Annotated in this window: 19 protein-coding genes; 10 read left to right on the top strand and 9 right to left on the bottom strand. The window is 60.4% G+C overall.

Annotation, left to right across the window (positions count from 1 at the left end):
• Positions 1-16 precede the first annotated feature (16 nt).
• The gene (locus AC13Q5_RS05835; protein ID WP_488501074.1) at positions 17-1,837 is read right to left on the bottom strand and encodes a monovalent cation:proton antiporter-2 (CPA2) family protein; all 1,821 of its coding nucleotides are present in this window, start codon (positions 1,835-1,837) and stop codon (positions 17-19) included.
• Between the two features lie 151 nt (positions 1,838-1,988).
• Between AC13Q5_RS05835 and AC13Q5_RS05830 the strand changes: the two genes are divergently transcribed.
• The 6 genes from AC13Q5_RS05830 to lpxK all read left to right on the top strand — a co-directional run bounded on the left by AC13Q5_RS05830 (position 1,989) and on the right by lpxK (position 7,863).
• Complete coding sequence (locus AC13Q5_RS05830) at positions 1,989-3,341, top strand: TldD/PmbA family protein (protein WP_075855634.1); 1,353 nt, start codon at positions 1,989-1,991, stop codon at positions 3,339-3,341.
• Between the two features lie 27 nt (positions 3,342-3,368).
• Positions 3,369-4,178: a 3'(2'),5'-bisphosphate nucleotidase CysQ gene (locus AC13Q5_RS05825; protein WP_075855633.1), complete on the top strand. Its 810-nt coding sequence runs from the start codon at positions 3,369-3,371 to the stop codon at positions 4,176-4,178.
• A gap of 61 nt (positions 4,179-4,239) precedes the next feature.
• Positions 4,240-4,485 (top strand): DUF4170 domain-containing protein, encoded by a 246-nt coding sequence (locus AC13Q5_RS05820; protein WP_034508466.1) that lies wholly within the window; start codon positions 4,240-4,242, stop codon positions 4,483-4,485.
• Positions 4,486-4,665: 180 nt separating this feature from the next.
• Positions 4,666-5,985, top strand: coding sequence for a lipid IV(A) 3-deoxy-D-manno-octulosonic acid transferase (gene waaA, locus AC13Q5_RS05815; RefSeq protein WP_075855632.1), 1,320 nt, complete (start codon positions 4,666-4,668; stop codon positions 5,983-5,985).
• Between the two features lie 12 nt (positions 5,986-5,997).
• Positions 5,998-6,729 carry an HAD family hydrolase gene (locus AC13Q5_RS05810; protein ID WP_488501073.1) on the top strand — a complete coding sequence of 244 codons (732 nt, stop codon included), beginning with the start codon at positions 5,998-6,000 and terminating at the stop codon, positions 6,727-6,729.
• An 84-nt stretch (positions 6,730-6,813) separates the two neighbouring features.
• A complete protein-coding gene (gene lpxK, locus AC13Q5_RS05805) occupies positions 6,814-7,863 on the top strand; it encodes a tetraacyldisaccharide 4'-kinase (RefSeq protein WP_488501072.1) in 1,050 nt (349 codons plus the stop codon).
• A gap of 29 nt (positions 7,864-7,892) precedes the next feature.
• On the opposite strand, the gene AC13Q5_RS05800 is transcribed toward lpxK, so the two are convergent.
• Together AC13Q5_RS05800 and mutL are read right to left on the bottom strand one after the other, a co-directional pair.
• Positions 7,893-8,123, bottom strand: a complete 231-nt coding sequence (locus AC13Q5_RS05800; RefSeq protein ID WP_075855629.1) for a DUF2093 domain-containing protein — start codon at positions 8,121-8,123, stop codon at positions 7,893-7,895.
• Positions 8,124-8,278: 155 nt separating this feature from the next.
• On the bottom strand, positions 8,279-10,111 hold the full coding sequence (gene mutL, locus AC13Q5_RS05795) for a DNA mismatch repair endonuclease MutL (RefSeq protein ID WP_488501071.1): 1,833 nt from the start codon (positions 10,109-10,111) through the stop codon (positions 8,279-8,281).
• Positions 10,112-10,455: 344 nt separating this feature from the next.
• On the opposite strand from mutL, the gene AC13Q5_RS05790 reads away from it, so the two are divergent.
• Together AC13Q5_RS05790 and AC13Q5_RS05785 are read left to right on the top strand one after the other, a co-directional pair.
• On the top strand, positions 10,456-12,189 hold the full coding sequence (locus AC13Q5_RS05790; RefSeq protein WP_488501070.1) for a response regulator: 1,734 nt from the start codon (positions 10,456-10,458) through the stop codon (positions 12,187-12,189).
• Between the two features lie 127 nt (positions 12,190-12,316).
• Entirely contained in the window at positions 12,317-13,672 is a 1,356-nt protein-coding gene (locus AC13Q5_RS05785; RefSeq protein WP_075855627.1) for a putative bifunctional diguanylate cyclase/phosphodiesterase, read from the top strand.
• A 101-nt stretch (positions 13,673-13,773) separates the two neighbouring features.
• On the opposite strand, the gene AC13Q5_RS05780 is transcribed toward AC13Q5_RS05785, so the two are convergent.
• The 5 genes from AC13Q5_RS05780 to AC13Q5_RS05760 form a co-directional block, all read right to left on the bottom strand.
• A complete protein-coding gene (locus AC13Q5_RS05780; RefSeq protein ID WP_488501069.1) occupies positions 13,774-14,400 on the bottom strand; it encodes a PRC-barrel domain-containing protein in 627 nt (208 codons plus the stop codon).
• A gap of 356 nt (positions 14,401-14,756) precedes the next feature.
• Positions 14,757-15,644: an SMP-30/gluconolactonase/LRE family protein gene (locus AC13Q5_RS05775; RefSeq protein WP_075855625.1), complete on the bottom strand. Its 888-nt coding sequence runs from the start codon at positions 15,642-15,644 to the stop codon at positions 14,757-14,759.
• Between the two features lie 3 nt (positions 15,645-15,647).
• A complete protein-coding gene (locus AC13Q5_RS05770; protein WP_488501068.1) occupies positions 15,648-16,283 on the bottom strand; it encodes a 2-dehydro-3-deoxy-6-phosphogalactonate aldolase in 636 nt (211 codons plus the stop codon).
• Complete coding sequence (locus tag AC13Q5_RS05765) at positions 16,283-17,215, bottom strand: 2-dehydro-3-deoxygalactonokinase (RefSeq protein ID WP_488501067.1); 933 nt, start codon at positions 17,213-17,215, stop codon at positions 16,283-16,285. The genes AC13Q5_RS05770 and AC13Q5_RS05765 overlap by 1 nt, the downstream gene beginning before the upstream one ends.
• Positions 17,216-17,251: 36 nt before the next feature.
• Entirely contained in the window at positions 17,252-18,025 is a 774-nt protein-coding gene (locus tag AC13Q5_RS05760; protein ID WP_075855622.1) for an SDR family NAD(P)-dependent oxidoreductase, read from the bottom strand.
• Between the two features lie 120 nt (positions 18,026-18,145).
• On the opposite strand from AC13Q5_RS05760, the gene AC13Q5_RS05755 reads away from it, so the two are divergent.
• Positions 18,146-18,955: an IclR family transcriptional regulator gene (locus AC13Q5_RS05755; protein ID WP_488501173.1), complete on the top strand. Its 810-nt coding sequence runs from the start codon at positions 18,146-18,148 to the stop codon at positions 18,953-18,955.
• 321 nt (positions 18,956-19,276) lie between these two features.
• Positions 19,277-20,017, top strand: a complete 741-nt coding sequence (locus AC13Q5_RS05750) for a helix-turn-helix transcriptional regulator (RefSeq protein ID WP_488501066.1) — start codon at positions 19,277-19,279, stop codon at positions 20,015-20,017.
• Positions 20,018-20,143: 126 nt separating this feature from the next.
• On the opposite strand, the gene AC13Q5_RS05745 is transcribed toward AC13Q5_RS05750, so the two are convergent.
• Positions 20,144-20,293, bottom strand: coding sequence for a hypothetical protein (locus tag AC13Q5_RS05745; RefSeq protein ID WP_488501065.1), 150 nt, complete (start codon positions 20,291-20,293; stop codon positions 20,144-20,146).
• Between the last annotated feature and the right edge of the window lie 90 nt (positions 20,294-20,383).

Here is a 20,383-nt window from a genome sequence, read left to right as displayed (position 1 = left end):
AAGCAAATGAAGGCGGCTAAACCCGCTCCGGCTCTTCCTGCGGCAGTGCCACAAGATCGTCGGCGTCGCTGTATGTCTCCGCCGCCCGCTTCGGCTTGACCAGCGGCTCAGGCTTGACAGGGCGCGAATAGAGCATATCGGTTCCGGCTTGCAGGCCTTCGCTGACCTGCAGAACGAGCCGTTGCTCGTCGCGCTTGCGGATATCCTCCCCGATCTCATAGGCTTCCACTTCGCTGACGCCGAGCGCTTCCAAGGTGCGACGGCCGAAGAGCAGGCCGGATTCCAGCGTCTCGCGCAGCTCGTAGTCCACGCCCTTGTGGCGCAGCTCGATCGAGTGAACGCGGTCGTAGGAGCGCACGAAGATGCGCGCATGCGGATAGTCCGTCTGCACGAGCTCGACGATCTTATCGGTCACATCGCGCAGATGCGTGCTCACGACGACGATCTTGGCGCGGTCGATGCCGGCGGAGCGCAGCACGTCCTTGCGGGTGCCGTCACCGAAATAAATGCGGAAGCCGAAGCTCGATGCCTGGCGGATGCGGTCGGCGGAGAAATCGATCACGGTCACGTCGCGGCCGCTCGCAAGCAGGATCTGCGCGGCGATCTGGCCGAAACGGGAGAAGCCGATCATCAGGACATCGGAGCCGGCGCCCTCGAAATCCTCTTCCAGCTCCTCTTGTGCATCGCCCTTGACGAGGCGCTTCGCAAGCGCGGAGCTGAGCGGCGTCAACGCCATCGACAGCGTCACCATGGCAATCAGCATCGAGGCAGTGTTGGCCGAGAAGAGGCCGCCGCTGGCGCTGGCCGCGCTGAAGAGCACGAAGCCGAATTCGCCGCCTTGCGGGAGCAATCCGGCAATGCGAATGGCATCGTTGTGCGCGGAACCCGCCACGCGACAAAGCGTATAGATCACCACCGCCTTGATCACCATCATGACGGGAACGGCAAGCAGGATCATGAGCCAATTGTCGAGGATGACGTCGAGTTTCAGCGACAGGCCAACGGCGATGAAGAAAATGGCGAGCAGCACGCCGCGGAAGGGCTCGATGTCGGCCTCCAGCTCATGGCGATAGGAGGATTCCGCCAGCATCACGCCGGAGAGAAAGGCGCCCATCGCCATAGAAAGCCCGGCAAGCTGCATCAGCGTCGCAGACCCCATGACGACGAAGAGGGCGGCGGCAATCATCGCCTCACGCGCGCCGGTGCGTGCGATCACCTGGAACAGCGGCGTCAGCAGATAGCGGCCGGCGATAATCATCGCCGCCACGGCGCCGACGGCGATTGCAAGGCTTGGCAGCGGATTGGCGGTCTCTTTCGCTCCGTCGAGCACGGTGATCAGCGCCAGCAACGGCACGATGGCGAGATCCTGCAGAAGCAGCACCGAGAAGGAGCGCTGGCCGTATTTCGTGTTGACGTCGCCCTGCTGCTCGAGGATCTGCATCGCAAAGGCGGTCGAGGACAGCGCCAGGCCGAAGCCGATGATGATGCTGCCCTTCCAGCCGGCAATACCACCGAGATAGGATGCGGCCATCAGCGCAAGCCCGCTGAAGACCACCTGCGCCGTGCCAAGGCCGAAAATATCGCGCCGCATCTGCCATAGGCGGGAGGGCTTCAATTCCAGACCGATGATGAAGAGCAGGAAGACGACGCCGAGTTCGGCGACGGCCAGCACGGCCTCGCTATCACCGATGCTATGCAGGATCGGGCCGATCACCACGCCGGCGGCGAGATAGCCGAGCACCGTGCCGAGCCCGAGTTTCTTGAAGATCGGCGCCGTGACGACGGCACCTCCGAGCAGCAGCAGGGTTTCGGTGAAAAGCGTATTGGGGGCGGACATCGTCTGTTTCTTTCCGTGGGGCAGGCGGTGTTGCGACGCGCGGCCATGATAAACAACCATGCGTGAAGAGATTAGAACAAGAATCGGCTTTGCCGCCCCTTGATGCTTTATGTAGTGCACAATAAATGGAACGCGAAGGAAAGGCCAAGTCATGACCTCAGAAATCGATTCCGCCACTCTGCTTTCCCGTGCCAGCCAGTTGATCGACCTCGCCCGGAAAGCCGGTGCGGATGCGGCCGATGCCGTCGTGGTGCGGTCGAGGGCTCATTCCGTCAGCGTGCGTCTCGGCAAGGTCGAAGGCACCGAATCCTCCGAGAGCGACGACTTCTCGCTCAGGGTCTTCGTCGGCAATCGTGTCGCCAGCGTCTCGGCCAATCCCGGCTTTGATCTGACCGCGCTTGCCGAGCGTGCCGTGGCCATGGCCAAGGTTTCTCCCGAAGATCCCTTTGCCTGCCTCGCCGACGAGGCGGATCTCGCCAAGAGCTATCCCGATCTCGAATTGTTCGACCCGACCGAGGTTTCTACACAGCAGCTGCGCGAAGCGGCGCTTGCGACCGAGGCTGCCGCGCTCGCTGTTCCCGGCGTCACCAATTCTTCCGGCGCCGGCGCTTCCGCCGGCATGGGCGGCCTCGTGCTTGTGACGTCGCATGGCTTCGCCGGCCATTATATGGGCTCGCGCTTCGGGCGCTCCGTCAGCGTCATTGCCGGCGAAGGTACAGGCATGGAGCGCGATTATGATTTCGACAGCCGCCTCTATTTCGCCGACCTCGACGCTGCCGAGGAGATTGGCCGCCGCGCCGGCGAGCGCGTGGTCAAGCGCGTCAATCCGCGTCAGGTTCCGACGGACAAGAACGTCACCGTCGTGTTCGATCCGCGCGTGGCACGTGGCTTCGTCGGTCATATTGCCGGCGCCATCAACGGCGCCTCCGTCGCCCGCAAGACCAGCTTCCTGCGCGACAAGATGGGCCAGCAAGTGCTGAAGGCAGGTCTCTCGATCACGGATGATCCGCTGATCGTGCGCGGCCCGTCTTCTCGCCCCTTCGACGGCGAGGGTATCTCCGGCAAGCGGCTCGTCATGATCGAGGACGGCGTGCTGAAATCCTGGTTCCTGTCGACTGCGACGGCGCGGGAAATCGGCGGCGGCCTGAAGACCAATGGCCGCGGCGTCCGCGGCGGCACGTCCGTATCACCCGCTTCCACCAACCTGGCGCTGGAGCCGGGCGATATCTCGCCCGAGGAGCTGATCCGCAATGTCGGAACGGGCTTCTACGTCACCGAGCTGATAGGCCAGGGAGTGAACATGATCACCGGCGAATATAGCCGTGGCGCCACCGGCTTCTGGATCGAAAATGGTGAGTTGACCTTCCCTGTTTCGGAGGTGACCATCGCTTCCAACCTGAAGGACATGTTCATGCGCGTCACGCCGGCAAACGATATCGATCGCGATTTCGGCATCGCTGCTCCGACACTTGCGATCGAAGGCATGACGCTGGCGGGCCGCTGAGAACAGAGCGGAGATTGGAATTAGTGAATGATCGATAGCCAGAAGGCCGGCCAATTGAGCGATGTGGACCTGATTGTCGGTGCCGCGCTCCAGGCGGGCAAGATCGCTCTCGGTTTCTTCCGGCAATCGCCTGAAGTCTGGTGGAAGAACAACGGCCAGTCCCCGGTCAGTGCCGCCGATTTTGCCGCCAATGAAAGCCTTGCCGCTACCCTGCGTACGGCCAGACCCGATTATGGCTGGCTCTCCGAGGAAACCGATGATGATGCCGAGCGGCTGAAGCACGAGACCGTCTTCGTCGTCGATCCGATCGATGGCACAAGAGGCTTTCTCTCGGGTCTGGATCTGTGGTGCGTCAGCGTCGCCATCGTCACCGATGGCAGGCCCGTGGTGGGTGTCCTCTATGCGCCGGCGCTGGACGAACTCTTCGTGGCGACCGCCGACGGGCAGGCGCTGAAGAACGGCCAGCCGATCAGCGTTTCGCAAAGGGTTGGCGACGATATTCATCGGCTGGCAACCGGCGAGGAGATGCTGAAGGGCTTCGATCCGGATTTCCGCAAGACGGTCGAGCGGGTCAAGCACGTGCCCTCGCTTGCCTATCGCCTCGCTATGGTGGCGGACGGGCGCCTCGAAGGGACCATCGTCAAGCGCAACTCCCATGACTGGGATCTGGCCGCGGCCGATCTCATTCTGGAACGCGCCGGCGGCGCGCTCGTGGACCTTTCGGGCAATGCGCTGCGCTACAATCGCGCCGAAGTATCGCATGACGAACTTTGCGGTGCATCGGCATCGCAATTACCGGAGTTTCTCCGCCAGCTTTCACATCGACGAGACGGTTGACCTTTCGGTCAAAATCCCGCAGATGAAGGGCGGAGGGGGACGATAGCAGAAAGAGACGAAAATGACTGATACCAGCGGCAAAAAGCAGCTCCTGCACCTTGTCTTCGGCGGCGAATTGGAAAACCTCGAAGAGGTCCAGTTCCGCAATCTCAACGAGCTCGATATCGTCGGCATGTATCCCGATTATGCGAGCGCGCTGACGGCGTGGAAGTCCAAGGCGCAGCAGACCGTTGACAACGCCCACATGCGTTATTTCATCGTCCACCTGCATCGCTTGCTCGATCCGCAGGAAAAAGCGGCATCCTGAGGTCGCCTCGCACCGAATTTTGCATTTGATATCTCCGTCCGGTGAGGCGTTATCGCTTTAAATCCGGCCATGAAGCAGTATCTTTGACACAATAAGAACGAAAATTCGGCTGTTTATTCGGCCGGTTGATAATCGGGATTTGGCATTGATGGTGATCAGCTGGGATAGGAGGCGAACGAAATGAGTAGCCTCAGGGCGCGTCTTGCCTTGAGCGCCTATCGTTTTGGCGGGATCGCCGTCTATCCGTTCATCGGGCCTTATCTCACCGTTCGCGCGGCCAAGGGCAAGGAAGACAGTTCCCGCAAGCTGGAGCGCTCGGGCTATGCGAGCGCCAATCGTCCGCAAGGGCCGTTGATCTGGTTTCACGCGGCAAGCGTGGGTGAAACCTCGGCCGTCATTCCGTTGATCCGCGAAATCCGTCGTCGCGATATTCACGTCATCCTGACGACGGGCACGATGACCTCGGCGAAGGTAGCGCATCAGCGCCTTGGCGAAGAGGTCATCCATCAATACGTGCCGCTCGATCTCAAGCCCGCCATCAAGCGCTTCCTCGAATATTGGCAGCCCGATTGCGCCATTTTCGCCGAATCCGAGATCTGGCCGACGACGATCATGGAGCTTGGCCGCAGGCGTATCCCGCAGATTCTCGTCAATGCCCGCATGTCGGATCGATCCTTTGAACGCTGGAGCCGGCACCTCTCGCTTGCCGAGGCGCTGTTTGAAAATCTGGCGCTGGTCGTGGCCCAGTCCGACCTCGATGCCGAACGCTTCCGCGATCTCGGCGCCTTGCAGGTCTTGAAATCAGGCAATCTCAAGGTGGATACGGACGCACCGTCCTACGATGCGCCGATACTTGCCAGCTACATGAAGCAGATTGGCGACCGCAAGACCTGGGCTGCGGTCTCCACTTTCGAAGGTGAGGAGGGTGCTGCAGCCTCTGTCCACTCGATGCTGAAGGAGCACAACGGCCAGCTTACCATCATCGTGCCGCGCCATCCCGAGCGCGGCGACGCGATCGAAGCGATGCTCGTCGAACAGGGCCTGAAAGTGGCGCGCCGCACCCGCAACGACATCCTTTCGCCCGATGTCGATGTCTTCCTCGGTGATACGATCGGCGAGATGGGGCTTTATCTGCGGATGACCGAAGTCGCCTTCATGGGCAAATCGCTGTTCAACGAAGGCGGCCAGAATCCGCTGGAGCCGGCGATGCTCGGCTGCGCGATCCTGACGGGCGGCCATGTCCAGAATTTCCGCGATTCCTATCAGCTGCTCGCTCGCCGCGGCAGCGCCCGCATGGTGCGTGATACCGAGATGCTGGCGCGCGGTGTGCATTATTTGCTGACCAACGACACGGCGCGGCGCGGCATGATCGATGCCGGCTTCGCAGCCGTGCATGAAATGCGCGGCGCGTTGGCCGCAACGGTCAAGGGCCTGGAGCCCTATATCAATCCGCTTTCGGTGAAGGCGCGGCTGATGCCGAAGACGATGGCGAACGGATAAGAAGGTAATGGCATGACGGCGGTCAAGACGGGAGCGATTGCGGGCATTCTTTTCGACAAGGACGGCACGCTGCTCGACTATGACCAGAGCTGGCTGCCGGTCAATCGCGAGCTTGCCAGGATCGCGGCTCAGGATGATCCCATCTTGGCGGATCACCTTTTGTCGGCCTGCGGCATGGACCCTATCTCCGGCCATATCGTCCCCGACAGCCTGCTCGCCGCCGGCAATACCAGGCAGATTTCCGAGGGACTGGTGGCCGCCGGCTCGAAAGTGAGTGTCGCGGAATTGGTGGAAAAGCTTGACGCGCTCTTTGCGCATGCAGCCGATTTTTCCTCGCCGGTCACCGATCTCGCAGCCTTCTTCCAGCGCCTGCATGCGCGTGGCTACAAGCTCGGCGTTGCCTCCAGCGACAATGAGCGCTCCATCCGCCAGACGGCGCGCCGCTTCGGCTTCATCGATTATCTCGATTATATCGCCGGCTACGACAGCGGCTTCGGCACCAAGCCAGAGCCTGGCATGGTGCTCGGCTTCTATGCGGCGACGGGCCTTTCGCCCGCGCAGGTCGCCGTCGTCGGTGACAACAATCACGACCTCCATATGGGTCGCAATGCCGGCGTCGGTCTGACTGTCGGCGTGCTGACGGGAACGGGTTCGCGAGAGACGCTGACGGCCGCATCCGACTATTGCCTCAATGACATTACCGAGCTGGAGGGCCTGCTCATGCCTGTGGCGCAATCGGCCTGATCCCGGCAATGGCTTGCTTTTTCACGCAATCTGCCCTTTCTTGCCGGTTCGTCGCAGGCGCAAGAATAGGGCTGGATTAGCGAAATGGTATCGGAAGCCCCACCTTTCTGGTGGCGAAAGCCGGATTGGCGTGCTTGGGGGCTCTCACCCTTTTCCTTCCTGTATGGCCGTATCGCCGGACATCGCATGGTCAATGGCAAGCGCGCCTCCGTGCCAGTGCCGGTCATTTGCGTCGGCAATTTCACGGTCGGCGGCGCGGGCAAGACGCCGACGGCGCTGGCGCTCGCCCAGGCTGCCAAGGCTAAGGGGCTAAAGCCCGGTTTCCTGAGCCGGGGTTATGGCGGCTCGCTCGATGTCACGACGGTCGTCGATCCCGCCCATCACCATGCCACGGCTGTCGGCGATGAGCCGCTATTGCTGGCTCGCGAGGCACTGACGGTCATTGCCCGTCGCCGGGCCGACGGTGCCGAAAGGCTCGTGCGCGAGGGCGCCGACCTCATCATCATGGATGACGGTTTCCAGAGCGCACAGCTCGCCATCGACTACGCTCTTGTGGTGATCGATGCCGGCAGAGGCATCGGCAACGGCCACCTCGTACCAGGCGGTCCCGTGCGTGCGCCGTTGCGCACCCAGCTTCTTTATGCATCCGCTCTCTTGAAGGTCGGGGAGGGCAACGCCGCCGATCGCGTCGTTCGCCTTGCGGCAAGGGCGGGGAAGCCTTTCTTCGCCGCGAGCGTCAAGGTACGCGGGCAGGAGGATCTACGCGGCCGCAAGGTCCTTGCCTTTGCGGGCATTGCCGATCCGGCGAAATTTTTCCGAACGGTCGAGACGCTGGGGGCTGATATCGCCGTGCGGCGCAGCTTCGGGGATCACGAACATCCCGGCGACGACGAGGTCTCCGACATGCTCGATATAGCCTCGCGCGAAGGGCTGGAAATCGTCACCACGTCGAAGGACTACGTGCGCCTGATCGGTCACCATGGCCGTGCCGACGAATTGCTGCAGCGCTGCAGGGTCATCGAGATCGATATGGTCTTTGATGATCCTCAGGCTCCAGCGCTGATTCTCGACAGGGCGATCGCAGCCGCGCGTGAGCGCCGCTTGCGGGAAAAGCGCAATAGCAAAGCAGCTTAGAGCCAGGTCCGGTTATCCAGCGTTGAAAATCAGCGCTTCTGATTGGGAAGGGCGCCTGCGCGCTTTTCGGCCTCGAACGAGGTGATGACGTCGGCATAGGGCTCCTGGCGGGCGACGCTCCAGTAGCGCAGCTCATCAAGAGCGATATGCTTGCCGGTCATGGCGCAGACGACATAGGAGCCCGGCATCAGGATCTGGAAATCGCCGTCGAGATAGCGAATTTTCGCCTCGCGGTTTCCATGTCCTTCAAAAAGATTCATCTGACGCCGTCCTTGATCTCTGTCATCCGTTTGCCATACCGCACTACAGCGCCGCGCGTCAAATACGACGCGCAAAGGCAGCTGTAGCACTTTAAAGCTGCTGCATAATTTTCCGGACTATTTTCAGGGAAAGTTCCCTTCGAAGACGGCAGGTATCAGCTGCGTCCGAACAGCCTTTCGATGTCCGTAAGCTTCAGCTCTATATAGGTCGGCCTGCCGTGATTGCATTGTCCGGAGCCGGGTGTTGCCTCCATCTGACGCAAAAGCGCATTCATCTCTTCCGGGCGCAGGCGCCGGCCCGAGCGCACCGAGCCATGGCATGCCATGGTTGCCGCGACATATTCCAGCTTGGCGGCAAGGCCGGAGGCGGTGTCCCACTCGGCGATTTCGTCGGCCAACTGACGGACCAGACCCTGCGCGTCGACCTCGCCCAGCATGGCCGGCGTTTCGCGAACGGCGACAGCGCCGGGACCGAAGCGTTCGATCGCCAGCCCGAGCTCGCCGAGTTCCTCGGCAAATGCCATCAGCCGGTCGCAATCCTCTTCCGGCAGGTCGATGATCTCTGGAATGAGCAGCACCTGCGAGGGTAGGCGCTTCGAATGCAGGGCCTTGCGCATCGTCTCGAACACCAGCCGTTCATGCGCGGCGTGCTGGTCGACGATGACGAGGCCGTTCTCCGTCTGGGCGACGATGTAGTTTTCGTGCAGCTGCGCGCGCGCAGCGCCCAGCGGGAAGCGTGCCGGCTCTTCGGCCCGCGCCGGCTCTGTTGGCGGCGCGACTTCGGCACGCGCTGTCGGCATCACCAGTCCGTCAAACGCCGCCTGCGGCCTCTCGGCAAAGCTGTAGCCTGCCGTTGCGGCTGGTCGCTCATAGGGGCGGGATGGTGAAGTTTCGGCTGTCCACGCAGTCGTTGAGGGCGAAGGGCGCCAACCCGGCTGGAAACCGGAGCGTCCGGCGGTAAATGCGCGCAGCATGCCGTCGGCGCCGGTCGTGGCGGCACGGTCGCCCTCGCGCGCCAGGGCTTCACGCACCGCGCCGACGATCAGGCCGCGCACCAGCCCCGGATCGCGGAAGCGCACATCGGATTTTGCCGGATGCACATTGACGTCGACCAGAGCGGGATCGAGGGTCAGCGAAAGAACGGCGATGGGATAGCGTCCAGCGGGAATCGTTTCGGCATAAGCGCCGCGGATCGCCGACAGGATCAACTTGTCCTGCACCGGCCGGCCGTTGACGAACGCATATTGATGCGCGGAGTTGCCGCGATTGAAGGTCGGCACGCCGGCAAAGCCGGTGAGGCTCACATCCTCGCGCTCCGCATCGAGAGCAATGGCGTTGTCCTTGAAATCGGCTCCGAGGATCTGCGCCATGCGGGCAAGATGGTCGTCGCCGGTCGCGGGAAATTCCAGCGTCGAGCGGTCGCTGCCCGACAAAACGAAGCGCACGCGCGGAAAGGCGATCGCCATACGTTTGACGACTTCGGTGATCGCGGCCGCCTCCGCCTTCTCGGTCTTCAGGAACTTCAGGCGCGCGGGCGTGGCGAAGAACAGGTCGCGCACCTCGACGATCGTGCCGGGATTGGCAGCCGCCGGGCGCAGATGCAGAACCTTGCCGCCGGCAACCGCAATTTCGGCACCATCGGCCGCGCCCACCCTGCGGCTTGCGATCGAGAGCTTCGCCACCGAGCCGATGGAGGGCAGGGCCTCGCCGCGAAAGCCGAGGGTGCGGATATCTTCCAGCGTGTCGGAAATCTTCGAGGTGCAGTGTCGCCGGACCGCAAGCTCGAGATCCGCCTCTTCCATGCCGGAGCCGTTGTCGGTCACCCTGAGTAACGCCTTGCCGCCGCCTGCGGTCGCGATTTCGATGCGTGTCGCGCCGGCATCGAGCGCGTTTTCGATCAGCTCCTTGGCCGCACTTGCCGGGCGCTCGATGACTTCGCCGGCTGCGATCTGGTTGATCAGTGTTTCGGAGAGTTGCTTGATGGCCATGGCGTCATTGTCGTGGATTCGCGGCGGTGTGGAAAGAGGAAAGGCGATTGTCTGGTCATGATCCACCCGTTTCCATCCGAGGCTTTGTTAAGAAATTTAATCAATGTTTAAGGGAATGATGACAGGTTGCCGAGACAGAACTTGAAATGACCGCAGGTGGCGCGTTTCGTGCATGCTGACGGCTCTTGATGGCAGGTTGGTGGCCGTCAACTTTCATGAGCCAGGTGCCATCTGCTTCAAGTGTCAAGGCCAGCATGCAATTTCCACGAACTTGCCTTGCAGAGCGAACACCGCCCTGTCGATTTGCCGTGTTGTGAAACTGATTGAGTGTAGGAATCCGACGAATGACTGCCGAGATTGAAAAGGCAGCTTTGGCAATGACGACGGCTGATGCGCCTTTCGGCGGCAGTCTGCAGACGATGTTCTTCGATGCCTTTTGCGATGGTCTTTCCAGCGCCTTTTTCGCCTATGACAAGAACGACCAGTTGCTGTTCGCCAGCCGTCAGATTCTGAACTTTTTCCCGATAGAGCCGGAATTCCTGCAACCGTCCACGCGGCTGCGCGACTTTCTGAGCGCCGTCTTCGATACGGGCGTGCGCTATCAGCGCCACCAGACCAAAACGGCCGCCAATCGCGACGATTGGGTATCGCAGCGCATAGCCTCGCATTGGCGTGAACGCTTCGAGACGACCGAGCATTTCACCGACGACCGCTGGGTGCGCATCCTCAATCGGCGGCTATCGTCGGGCATCGGCTTTTGCATCATGTCAGACGTTTCCGAAGTCAAGAAGCGCGAAGAGCAGTGGCGCATCGACATGGAACGCGTGCAGCTGACCGAGGATATTCTCGACAATCTGCCGTTTCCGGTTTTCGTCAAGGACCAGAACCTCGTCTACGTCGCGGTCAACCGGGCGTTCTGCGACAAATATCAGACGGCGGCGGACGAAGTGCGCGGTCGCAAGAGCATCGACATCTTCTCCACCGACCTTGCCAATCGTTTCCATGAGAGCGACCGGCATGTGATCGAGACCGGCGAAATGTCGATCTCGCGGCAGCGCCAGATCGCCCGCGACGGCGTCGAACGCGATATCGTCACCCGCAAGCAGCGCATCGGCAAGCCGGGGCGCTATTTTCTGGTCTGCACCATGCAGGACCTGCCCAAGGATGGCGGCGATTTCGACGAGTTCGCGCTGGCATCGAGCATCCGGGAAAACAGCGATCGCTCCTACCGCCGCGCTTATGTGCCGATGGTTGCGCTGCAGACCATTTCGCGCCGCCCGGCCGCCATGGAGACCTTCGTTCCGGAGAATTTCAGCGGCCGCAAGGTACTCGTGGTCACGTCTGATTTCGCTGCTGAAACCGCGGCTCTGAAGGCGCTCGAGAAATATGGCTTCGAAGCTTGCGTCGTCCACAACGAGAACGAAGAGGCGGCATTTCTGGACGTGGCGAGCGAGCACGGCGTCAAGATCGATCTGGTCATCGTCGACAACCAGCTCGGCAAGCGCGGGATTGAGCTGGCCGAGCGGCAGAACCTCGCCGCGCTGTCGTTGAACGGATCGCAGCTCGCAACCGAGCTTGCCTTCCTGATCGCGCGTCATTTCAATCGCAACATCCGTGGCGAGCTTGGCGAGATCGCGGAGTCAGGGCTTGCGCCCGAATGGCGGCGTGTGCCCGGCGAGGAGCGCCGAGCGCAGATTCTGGTCGCCGAGGATAATGACATCAATCAGATCGTCTTCTCGCAGATTCTTGAGGGATTGGGATATAGCTATGTGATTGCCGCAAGCGGCGACGAGGCGGTGCGCTTGTGGCAGGAACATCGTCCGGAACTGATCCTGATGGACATTTCGCTGCCGGGGCTGAATGGCTTTGAATCCACCCGGCTGATCCGTGGCGCGGAAAAGGGCAGTGGCTCCCATACGCCGATTATCGGCGTGCTGACGCAGGCTTTCGAGCGTGATCGCAAGGAATGCGCCGAGGTCGGCATGGACGACGTCATCCTGAAGCCGGTCAGTCCCGATATCATCGAGACTGTATTCCAGAAGCATATGCGCGGTGCCCTGAAGGCGCAAAATAGATAAATGCTACAATGATATCACCTCCGACGGCAACTTATCGCCGGCGTCGAATGACTGTCGTCTTGGCATCCTTTATTAAGACTTCCTCGGCATGCTTTTCCCCCGGGTGGAGAAAAGGTCGGAACCAAATATGAAATCGACTGAGATGCTGCCGGGACCAGTCAGTCAGGAGCCGCAGGTAATCGCTTATACCGATCCGCTCACCGGATTGGGCAATCGCCATCGCATGCGCGAGCGTGCGCGTGCGCTTTCGCTCGAGCGTGCCGGCGATCCGGCACCCTTCACGATCGGGATTGTCAATCTCGATGCCTTCAAGCCGATCAACGACCTGTTCGGCGTCGAGGCGGGGGATGAGATCCTCTGCCAGGTTGCCCATCGTCTCAAGGCCTGCATACCCGACGGCGCGATGGTCACGCGTCATGATGGCGACGAGTTCGCCTTTGTGCTGCCGCTTGTCTTCGAGCGCGTCGGTGCCGAGAAATTCGGGCAGATGATCCGCGAAGTGCTGTCGGCGCCCTATGATCTCGGCGACCGCAATGTCCGCCTTTCCGCCTCCTTCGGCTTCGCCATCCACCCTTTCGCCGGAGAAGAGTTCGACGATCTCCTGAAAAATGCGGATACGGCGCTCTATCGTTCCAAGCGTCGCGGCCGCGGCCAGATTACTGTTTATTCCAGAGAGATTGCACAGGAGATGAAGCGTGCGACGCAGCTCGAGCAGGCGCTGCGCAATGCTATCATTTCCGACTCCATCGACGTGCATTTCCAGCCGATCGTCTCGCTTGCCAACAACATGGTTCTCGGCTTCGAGGCCCTGGCACGCTGGAACGATCCGGATCTCGGCTTCGTCTCGCCCGCCGTCTTCGTGCCGCTTGCCGAGGAGCGAGGCTTTATCGACGCCCTATCCGAAACGCTGCTGCGAAAGGCGGCGGAGGCAGCACTCGCGTGGCCACGCGAACTGTTCCTGTCCTTCAATCTCTCTTCGGCACAGCTGATGGACCCAGGCACGAGCAGCAGCATTCTCGCCATCCTGACGCGCGCCGGTCTGGACCCGCATCGTCTCGAACTTGAAATCACCGAAACCGCGGTCATGAGCTCGGCCGATACTGCCCATCGCATCATCGCCGATCTTCGCGCGGTCGGCGTGCGTATCTCGCTCGATGATTTCGGCACCGGCCAGTCCAGCCTCGGGCGCTTGCGCGAATTCATCTTCGACAAGGTCAAGATCGATCGGGCTTTCGTCTCGCGCATGAATTCGGACCGGGCATCGGAACATATCATCAAGGCCGTTCTTGCCATGTGCGAAGGGCTTGAATTGCGCGTGGTCGCAGAGGGCATAGAAGAACATGCGGAAGCGGCAAAGCTGAAGGCGCTCGGCTGCGCCATGGGGCAAGGCTATTATTTTGGAAAGCCGACAGACAGCGCTTCGACGCTTCGTTATCTGCAGACCCATTATTTCGATCTCAGCAGCGAGCGTGAAATCGCCTAGATCCGGAAAAGCAATTCTGGAAAGTCAGTCAAAGAAAGCGGCGGCCGATAAGGCCGCCGCTTCTGCATTTCGTCTGACCTATATTTATTCGTTGTCGATATTTACTTGTTGGTGGTCGACGAAGTGGTCGTGCTGTCCGTTCCCGGCATGGTTGATGTGCCGGCCGAGCTGGCGGCCTTTTCGGAGGCCTGCATCGAAAGCGTCTTGAATTCCGGCGCGGCCTTCAGAGCCTCGGCCGTTTCGGTCGTCGTCAGCTTGATGCTGCCATCCTGGACATTCTGGGTGGCGCTGATCTTATCGAACGGAACGGCGACGTTTTTCTGGCCCATGCCAAGGAAACCGCCGACGCCGACGATTGCGGCGACGACACCGCCCTGCTTCTGCAGGATCAGGTCGTTGATGCTGCCGATGCTTTCGTTCTGACCATTATAGACAGACTGGCCCATATAGGTCCTGGCGCTGATCTGATCTGCGGACTGCACGGTCAGATAGCCACCAGCCTGATCTGTCCCCGTTGCCGGGGCAGGGGCCTGAGCGCTTTTCTGTGTCATCGAGCTGTCCGGCTTGGTGGCATCCGGCGTCGCCGGTGCGGGCTGTGTCACCGGTGCACTATTGCCGGTACCTCCGTTCGATGGCTGTTGCGCCTGGGCGAAAGCCATGGGTGAAAGCACGGACGCCGTAGCAAAGATTGCGCCTGCGGCGACAGAAGTGAAGAGTTTCCCAGTCATCGTGAACCTACCTTTCATTCTGATGGGCATGCTTAATCAACGCGCATGCTTACCAGCGCGAGTGGAACCTTTGTGGTGCCGACCGTTATCTTACCGGTCTTATAGGCAATGGCTCAGGTAGGTTTTGGTTCCGTCAAAAGTTGCAGAAAATCGCGTCATGCAGCTCGGAAAGAAAAGGAATATGCTGCAAAATCAGTAAATTATCACGTCGTAGGACAACCAGAAAGATTGATGGGATAACAGAACGGTTCAACGCAGATTTCAATCTTGCGCACGTCAGGACCGCCTTCCGGTTCTGCATCGCCGGTCGAAAACAATGCCGCCCTCAGCGCCGATCAGCTGAAGGCGGATCTCAATCAAAGCTTGTATGGAGGGTCGAAAATGCCTCTGACGGTCGGGCCGAGCTCCAGAAGCGCGCCGGCCTGCGGCTGCATGGAGCGGGCTTCCTCATCCAGCCCTTCCCAGGCGGTCGTCACGGCAAGCCGGTCCGCATTCTTGCCGATGAAGGCCGGGCAGGAGGGCTGCATGGCAGGCACGCGATAGCGCTCGATGCGCAGGCCGTCCGGGCTGTATTTGTCGACAAAGCCGGAGCCCCAGCGCGCATTCCAGATATAGCCGTCCGCATCGCAGACCGAGCCGTCGAGACCGCCCGGATCTTCCATGCTGTCGACCATAACGATCGGCTCACCCGTCGGAAGCCCGGTCTCGGGATCGACGAGCACGCGCATGAGCTGGCTGACGCGCGTATCGGTGAAATAGCCGATGGTGCCATCAGGCGAGAAGCAGATGGAATTCGGGATGCTGATCTGATCGAAGATCTTGGTGACCTTGCCGCCGGCGACATGGTAGATCGCGCCCGCCTGCATCTCGGCGCGCTTGCCCATGGTGCCGATCCAGAGGGAGCCGGAAATATGCGTGCGCCCGTCATTGGAGCGATTTTCGGGCTTGTCGGCCTCGATGGCGGTATAGAAGCTCAGCTCGCCAGTCGCGATGTCGCGAAGGAAGAGGCCCTGTTCCGTGGCGATCATCTGCCGTTCCGCATCGACGCGGGCCAGCACGCTCGCCATCATCGGCAGCTCGTGAACCTTTTTCTCACCCGTCGGCAGGTGCAGTTCATGCAGTTCCTTGCCGAGGATGTTGAACCACCAGACGGTGTCCGTATCGGGGTCGTAAGTCGGGCCTTCTCCCAGGACGGAAGAGGTGTTGCAGAGAATATTGCCCTGAAAATCATGAATATCGGTCATAGATCAGGCTCCTATGGCTGCATCATAGGCATAAATGGTGGCTTTGGCGCGTTCGGCAACCTCTGCTGCGGTCATTCCCGGCTTGTAAAGGCTGGTACCGAGGCCGAAAGCCAGGATGCCTGCCTTGGTGTAATCGGCGAAATTCTTGTCCGAAACGCCACCGACTGCTGCAATAACGAGTTCCGGCGGCAGGACCGCGCGGATGGCGGTAATGCCGGAGGCGCCGAGCACGCCAGCGGGGAAGAATTTCAGGCCCGTGGCGCCGGCGCGGGCGGCCGAAAGCGCTTCTGTTGCAGTGAAGACGCCCGGCATCGTCACCATACCCTTGTCACGGGCGCGGCTGATCACCGCAGGCTCGACATTCGGCGTCACCAGCAGCTTGCCGCCGGCACCATCAAGTCTGTCGACGTCTTCCACCGTCAGCACCGTGCCGGCGCCGATCAGGCAGTCGGCCGGCGCCATCTTGGCGGCGATTTCGATAGAGCGAAACGGTTCCGGCGAGTTCAGCGGAATTTCGATGGCCGTAAAGCCTGTCTCGATCAGCGCGCCGACGATATCGGCCGTTTCCTCCGGCTTGATGCCGCGAAGAATGGCAATGAGCAGGCGCTTCATGGGCGGGAAGGGGATGCGGGTCGTCATCAGCTTTTGCTTTCTTTCTTGAACCAGATTGCTACGGCCGCGGCGGACAGTCCGCGACGGACGGCGGCATCGGCGTCGATGGTCTTGTAATTGAGAGAGAGGCTGCGGAAGGCATCTTCATAAAGAGCCTGGAGGCGGCCGGAGGCAACGAGCGTGATGGCCGCATTCTCACCAGCCGACGTGAGCGCGCCAGCGATCTCAGCACCGATCAATGTGCCCGAGATCAGCGCCTGCGCGCCGGCGGAAGTCAGCCCGTTCAGGAGCTGGCCGGAGCGGGCCGTAAACAGCAGGTTGGTGGCAAGCGCGGGCCTGTCCAGGACTGCCTTAAGGGCTGCCTCGAATGCTTTGGTATCGGCAGGCTGATCCGACGCGCCGGCAACGGCATGCGACAAGATGCTGTGCTTGGTAATGATGTCGAAGAGCTCGCCGGTCATGAAGGTGGAGAAGCCCGTCACCTGGCCGTCCAGCACGCGCACCCATTTCGAATGCGTTCCCGGCATGCAGACCAGCTGTTCGCCCTTGGCGTCGGCGGCAATCGCGCCGAGCAGTTGCGTTTCCTCGCCGCGCATGACGTCAGGCACCTGCTGGCTGCGCTGCGCCAGGCCCGGTAGGATGCGGATATCGCGGGATTGGCCGGGCACGGAAACAGCACCGGTCAGGATGGCGGCGAGCGATGTCGGCGTGTCGATATATCCGGCTTCCATCCAGCCCTGGCGCGCTCCGGCCATGCCGCAGACGATGACGGGGATATCGTCAGGGGCTGAGATGGCGTCCAGATGAGCCTGCAGGACCTTGGCAAAGCCGGTTTGGGCCGCCGTGGTCATGCCTTCGCCGCTGCGGCGCTCTGCGAGAATGCTGCCGTCTTCGCAGATCAGCCACAGCCGGAAACTGCTGGTGCCCCAGTCCACCGCGACATATGCGGGCTTCGTCATGAGAAATGCTCCAAGTCTTGCGTCAGAAATCTGATGTTAGAAAATGCCGCCATCGACGGTGATGGCCTGTCCGGTCATGGCGCCCGAGCAGTCCGATGCCAGGAAAAGCACCGGCCCGACCAGATCGTCGGCGTTGAGCACGCGCTTCAGGCATTGCCGCTCGACCGTCTTGGCCATGCCGTCGTCGGTCAGCCAGAGGTCGAGCTGCCGCTGAGTGACGATCATGCCGGGCAGCACGGCGTTGACGCGGATATTTTCGGGGCCGAAGCGGCCGGCAAAGCTCTTGGTGAGCCCGATAATACCGGACTTCGCGGTCGCGTAGGAGGACAGCATCGGCGGGTTCATCTTGAAGACGATCGAGGAGAAATTGATAATCGCGCCGCCGCCGGCGGCGCGCATCCCGGGGGCGGCTGCTTGCGAGACGAAGAAGACCTGCTTCAAATTGATCGCCTGGCTGTTGTCCCAATAGTCCTCGGTCATGGTGTCGATGTCGTGCCGGTCGTCCCATGCCGCGTTGTTGACGAGCACGCGGATCGCGCCGAGATCGGACTCGACGGCTGCAACCGTGCTTTTGATCGCGCCGACGTCACGCAGATCGGCATGGTAGAAGGTAACGGGATGGGTCGATTGGCTTGAAAGCTTAGCCGCCAGCGCCTTGCTGGGTTCCTCGGCGATATCGATGAAGGCGACCTTTGCACCCTGTTTCGCGAAGGCTTCCACGAGGCTCGCGCCGATGCCGGAACCGCCACCGGTGACGAGGACGGTACGATCTTTCAGATCGGGAAATTGCGCCTGGGTACCCACCGACATGTCTCCTCCCGGATAACAAAGTTCCATTATTCGGAACATAATTTGACTATGTGGAATTATCCGACTACCCTGTCATCGTGTCAAGGATAGTGCGGCTGCGCCAGAGATAAATGAATGAGCATGGATCTGGGTTCAGAGGGCAAAGAAAATAAAAGCCGAGGCGACCGGGAAACCGGAACGCTGGGGAAGCTTGTCTTTCTGCTCGATCTCGTTGCGCTCGCAGATGGTCCGATGCGCTTCACCGATATCCTCTCGCTTTCCGATCAGCCGCGCGGCACGCTGCATCGCCAATTGTCGCACCTCGTCGAGGAGGGGCTTTTGGAGGTCGATCGTGACGGGCGCTATCACATCGGATTGCGGCTGTTGAAGCTTGCCTCGCGCAGTTGGGCGCGCAACGAGTTTCGCGCCATCGCCGAGCCGCATCTGCATCGTTTGCAGGAAGTGACCGGTGAAACCGTCCATCTTGGCGTCCTGCGCGGCACGGAGGTCATCTACCTCGACAAGGTCGAGGGTCGGCAATCCGTACGCATGTATTCGCAGATCGGCAACGCCTCGCCAGCCTATTGCACCGGCGTCGGCAAGGCGGCACTTTCCGCGCTCGACGATGCCGAGCTTGAAGCGAGAATCTCAAGCCTCGAATATCGCCCTTATACCGAGCATACGATTCGCAATGCTTCGAAACTTCTCTCTGACGTTTCGGCAGTCAGGGGGCGTGGCTATGCCTTCGATCTCGAGGAGCATGAAAGCGGCATTTGCTGCGTTGCCGCGCCGATCCACTCCGACGATGGTCATATGCTGGCCGGCGTCTCGGTGACCGGGCCAGCCTATCGTGTTACGCTGGAAAAGTTGCAAGCATGGGCCCCTTTGGTAGTTGCCGCTGCTGATTCGATCATGATGGACATGCGCAACCGCATGGGGCCTAAGCGCTGACTCCATAAATCTCGCGCTGTGGCTGTCCGAAACTTGCGGATTTAATCCTGTCAGCGCCTGATCTTAGCGAAATTGCTCGTTTACCTTGAATTTTACTGTTGAGATATGCGGAAGAACTGCCATTATCCCCAAATGATTATTGGAATCATACAGGATTTGGCGAGGTGTTGAGCGGACATAATAGTAACGGGCGTTGATGCAGTCACGATTTTGGAAAACTTATATTTTGCCGAGCGGCTGATATCGGCTGCCGTACGATAATCGTGAGGGGCAAGAGACGGAAGTTTCGTATTTTTTCCCTCTTTTACATAAAGAAGACTGATGATGACGGCATTGATACAGGCGGGCATGCCCCCTCGCGGCGAGGATTTTATCGAGGAAATCAGCAGGCTTAAGACCCAGTTCGATGTGTTCCGTTTCATGAAGGGGTTGACGGAGGCCTATCGTTGCCGAGCCTTCATGGTGCTCAATCTGCCGCCTATCACGTCCTCGGACCTGCAGAGCAATTCAGTTATCAACAACTGGCCGGCGGAACTGCTGTCGATCTACGATCAGGAAAACCTGTTGTCGACCAGCCCTGCGCTGCAACGTCTGCGCGGTTCTACGCTGCCCTTTCTTTATGAAGTGACGACAAGCCCTAACCGCGAAGAGAGCAAGTCGCAGCTCGTGGTGGCTCTGTTCGAACGTTTCCGCATGACGCGTTTCGTCTATTTCCCGACCCACGATGCCTCCGGTCTTCGCGGCGCTGTTTGTTTGGCCGGCGATCGCGAGCTCTTTTCCGTGGAAGAGGTCAAGGACCTTTTCTATATTGCAGTTCACGTTTTCGATCGGCTTGCCGAAATCCGCAATCTCGATGTTCGCGTCGTCGATGCACTGACCGACCGGGAGATCGATTGCCTGAATTGGACGGCGGCCGGAAAGACCAGCGCCGAAATCGCTGAAATCCTGTCTCTGTCGGAACATACGGTCAATCATTACCTCAACCGCGCCACCAAGAAGCTCGACACCGTCAACCGTACGCAGGCCGTCGCCAAGGCTTTACGCGTCGGATTGATCAAATAACGGCATCGCCGTCTCGATGCGATGATCGAGATTCGAGCAGCATGTGAATGAATTTTGTGCGTTACGAATGAAATATGATGAAGCCTGTGGCGATGCTCCACCCTGCCGATTCGGGCGTGGAGGCAATTAACAGGTTGAAATCTCGTTGTTTTCCGGATTTTCTGAAAACTGGCACACTTCCTGCTTCTGAAAAGACAGAGGTCCAGAGGGGGCTTTGATAACAGCGCCGATGAAACGTGCGCGGATCAAACAACCGTCGCCGATGCCCGTCGCCACAGCTTCTCCCGGCGAAGGCATCGGCGGCGGTTGTTGCTTATTTAACACGCTTAGCAAGTTCGGGCGTATTCGTGGGATGATTTTCGCGCC

The organism is Martinezella sp. CNPSo 3964, assembly GCF_057784375.1.
This window is presented reverse-complemented; position numbering and strand designations above follow the sequence as displayed.

Excerpts from the sequence above, each read along its gene's own strand:
- AC13Q5_RS05835 (WP_488501074.1), bottom strand. The coding sequence starts at position 1,837 with ATGTCCGCCCCCAATACGCTTTTCACCGAAACCCTGCTGCTGCTCGGA.
- AC13Q5_RS05830 (WP_075855634.1), top strand. The coding sequence starts at position 1,989 with ATGACCTCAGAAATCGATTCCGCCACTCTGCTTTCCCGTGCCAGCCAG.
- AC13Q5_RS05825 (WP_075855633.1), top strand. The coding sequence starts at position 3,369 with ATGATCGATAGCCAGAAGGCCGGCCAATTGAGCGATGTGGACCTGATT.
- AC13Q5_RS05820 (WP_034508466.1), top strand. The coding sequence starts at position 4,240 with ATGACTGATACCAGCGGCAAAAAGCAGCTCCTGCACCTTGTCTTCGGC.
- waaA (WP_075855632.1), top strand. The coding sequence starts at position 4,666 with ATGAGTAGCCTCAGGGCGCGTCTTGCCTTGAGCGCCTATCGTTTTGGC.
- AC13Q5_RS05810 (WP_488501073.1), top strand. The coding sequence starts at position 5,998 with ATGACGGCGGTCAAGACGGGAGCGATTGCGGGCATTCTTTTCGACAAG.
- lpxK (WP_488501072.1), top strand. The coding sequence starts at position 6,814 with ATGGTATCGGAAGCCCCACCTTTCTGGTGGCGAAAGCCGGATTGGCGT.
- AC13Q5_RS05800 (WP_075855629.1), bottom strand. The coding sequence starts at position 8,123 with ATGAATCTTTTTGAAGGACATGGAAACCGCGAGGCGAAAATTCGCTAT.
- mutL (WP_488501071.1), bottom strand. The coding sequence starts at position 10,111 with ATGGCCATCAAGCAACTCTCCGAAACACTGATCAACCAGATCGCAGCC.
- AC13Q5_RS05790 (WP_488501070.1), top strand. The coding sequence starts at position 10,456 with ATGACTGCCGAGATTGAAAAGGCAGCTTTGGCAATGACGACGGCTGAT.
- AC13Q5_RS05785 (WP_075855627.1), top strand. The coding sequence starts at position 12,317 with ATGAAATCGACTGAGATGCTGCCGGGACCAGTCAGTCAGGAGCCGCAG.
- AC13Q5_RS05780 (WP_488501069.1), bottom strand. The coding sequence starts at position 14,400 with ATGACTGGGAAACTCTTCACTTCTGTCGCCGCAGGCGCAATCTTTGCT.
- AC13Q5_RS05775 (WP_075855625.1), bottom strand. The coding sequence starts at position 15,644 with ATGACCGATATTCATGATTTTCAGGGCAATATTCTCTGCAACACCTCT.
- AC13Q5_RS05770 (WP_488501068.1), bottom strand. The coding sequence starts at position 16,283 with ATGACGACCCGCATCCCCTTCCCGCCCATGAAGCGCCTGCTCATTGCC.
- AC13Q5_RS05765 (WP_488501067.1), bottom strand. The coding sequence starts at position 17,215 with ATGACGAAGCCCGCATATGTCGCGGTGGACTGGGGCACCAGCAGTTTC.
- AC13Q5_RS05760 (WP_075855622.1), bottom strand. The coding sequence starts at position 18,025 with ATGTCGGTGGGTACCCAGGCGCAATTTCCCGATCTGAAAGATCGTACC.
- AC13Q5_RS05755 (WP_488501173.1), top strand. The coding sequence starts at position 18,146 with ATGGATCTGGGTTCAGAGGGCAAAGAAAATAAAAGCCGAGGCGACCGG.
- AC13Q5_RS05750 (WP_488501066.1), top strand. The coding sequence starts at position 19,277 with ATGATGACGGCATTGATACAGGCGGGCATGCCCCCTCGCGGCGAGGAT.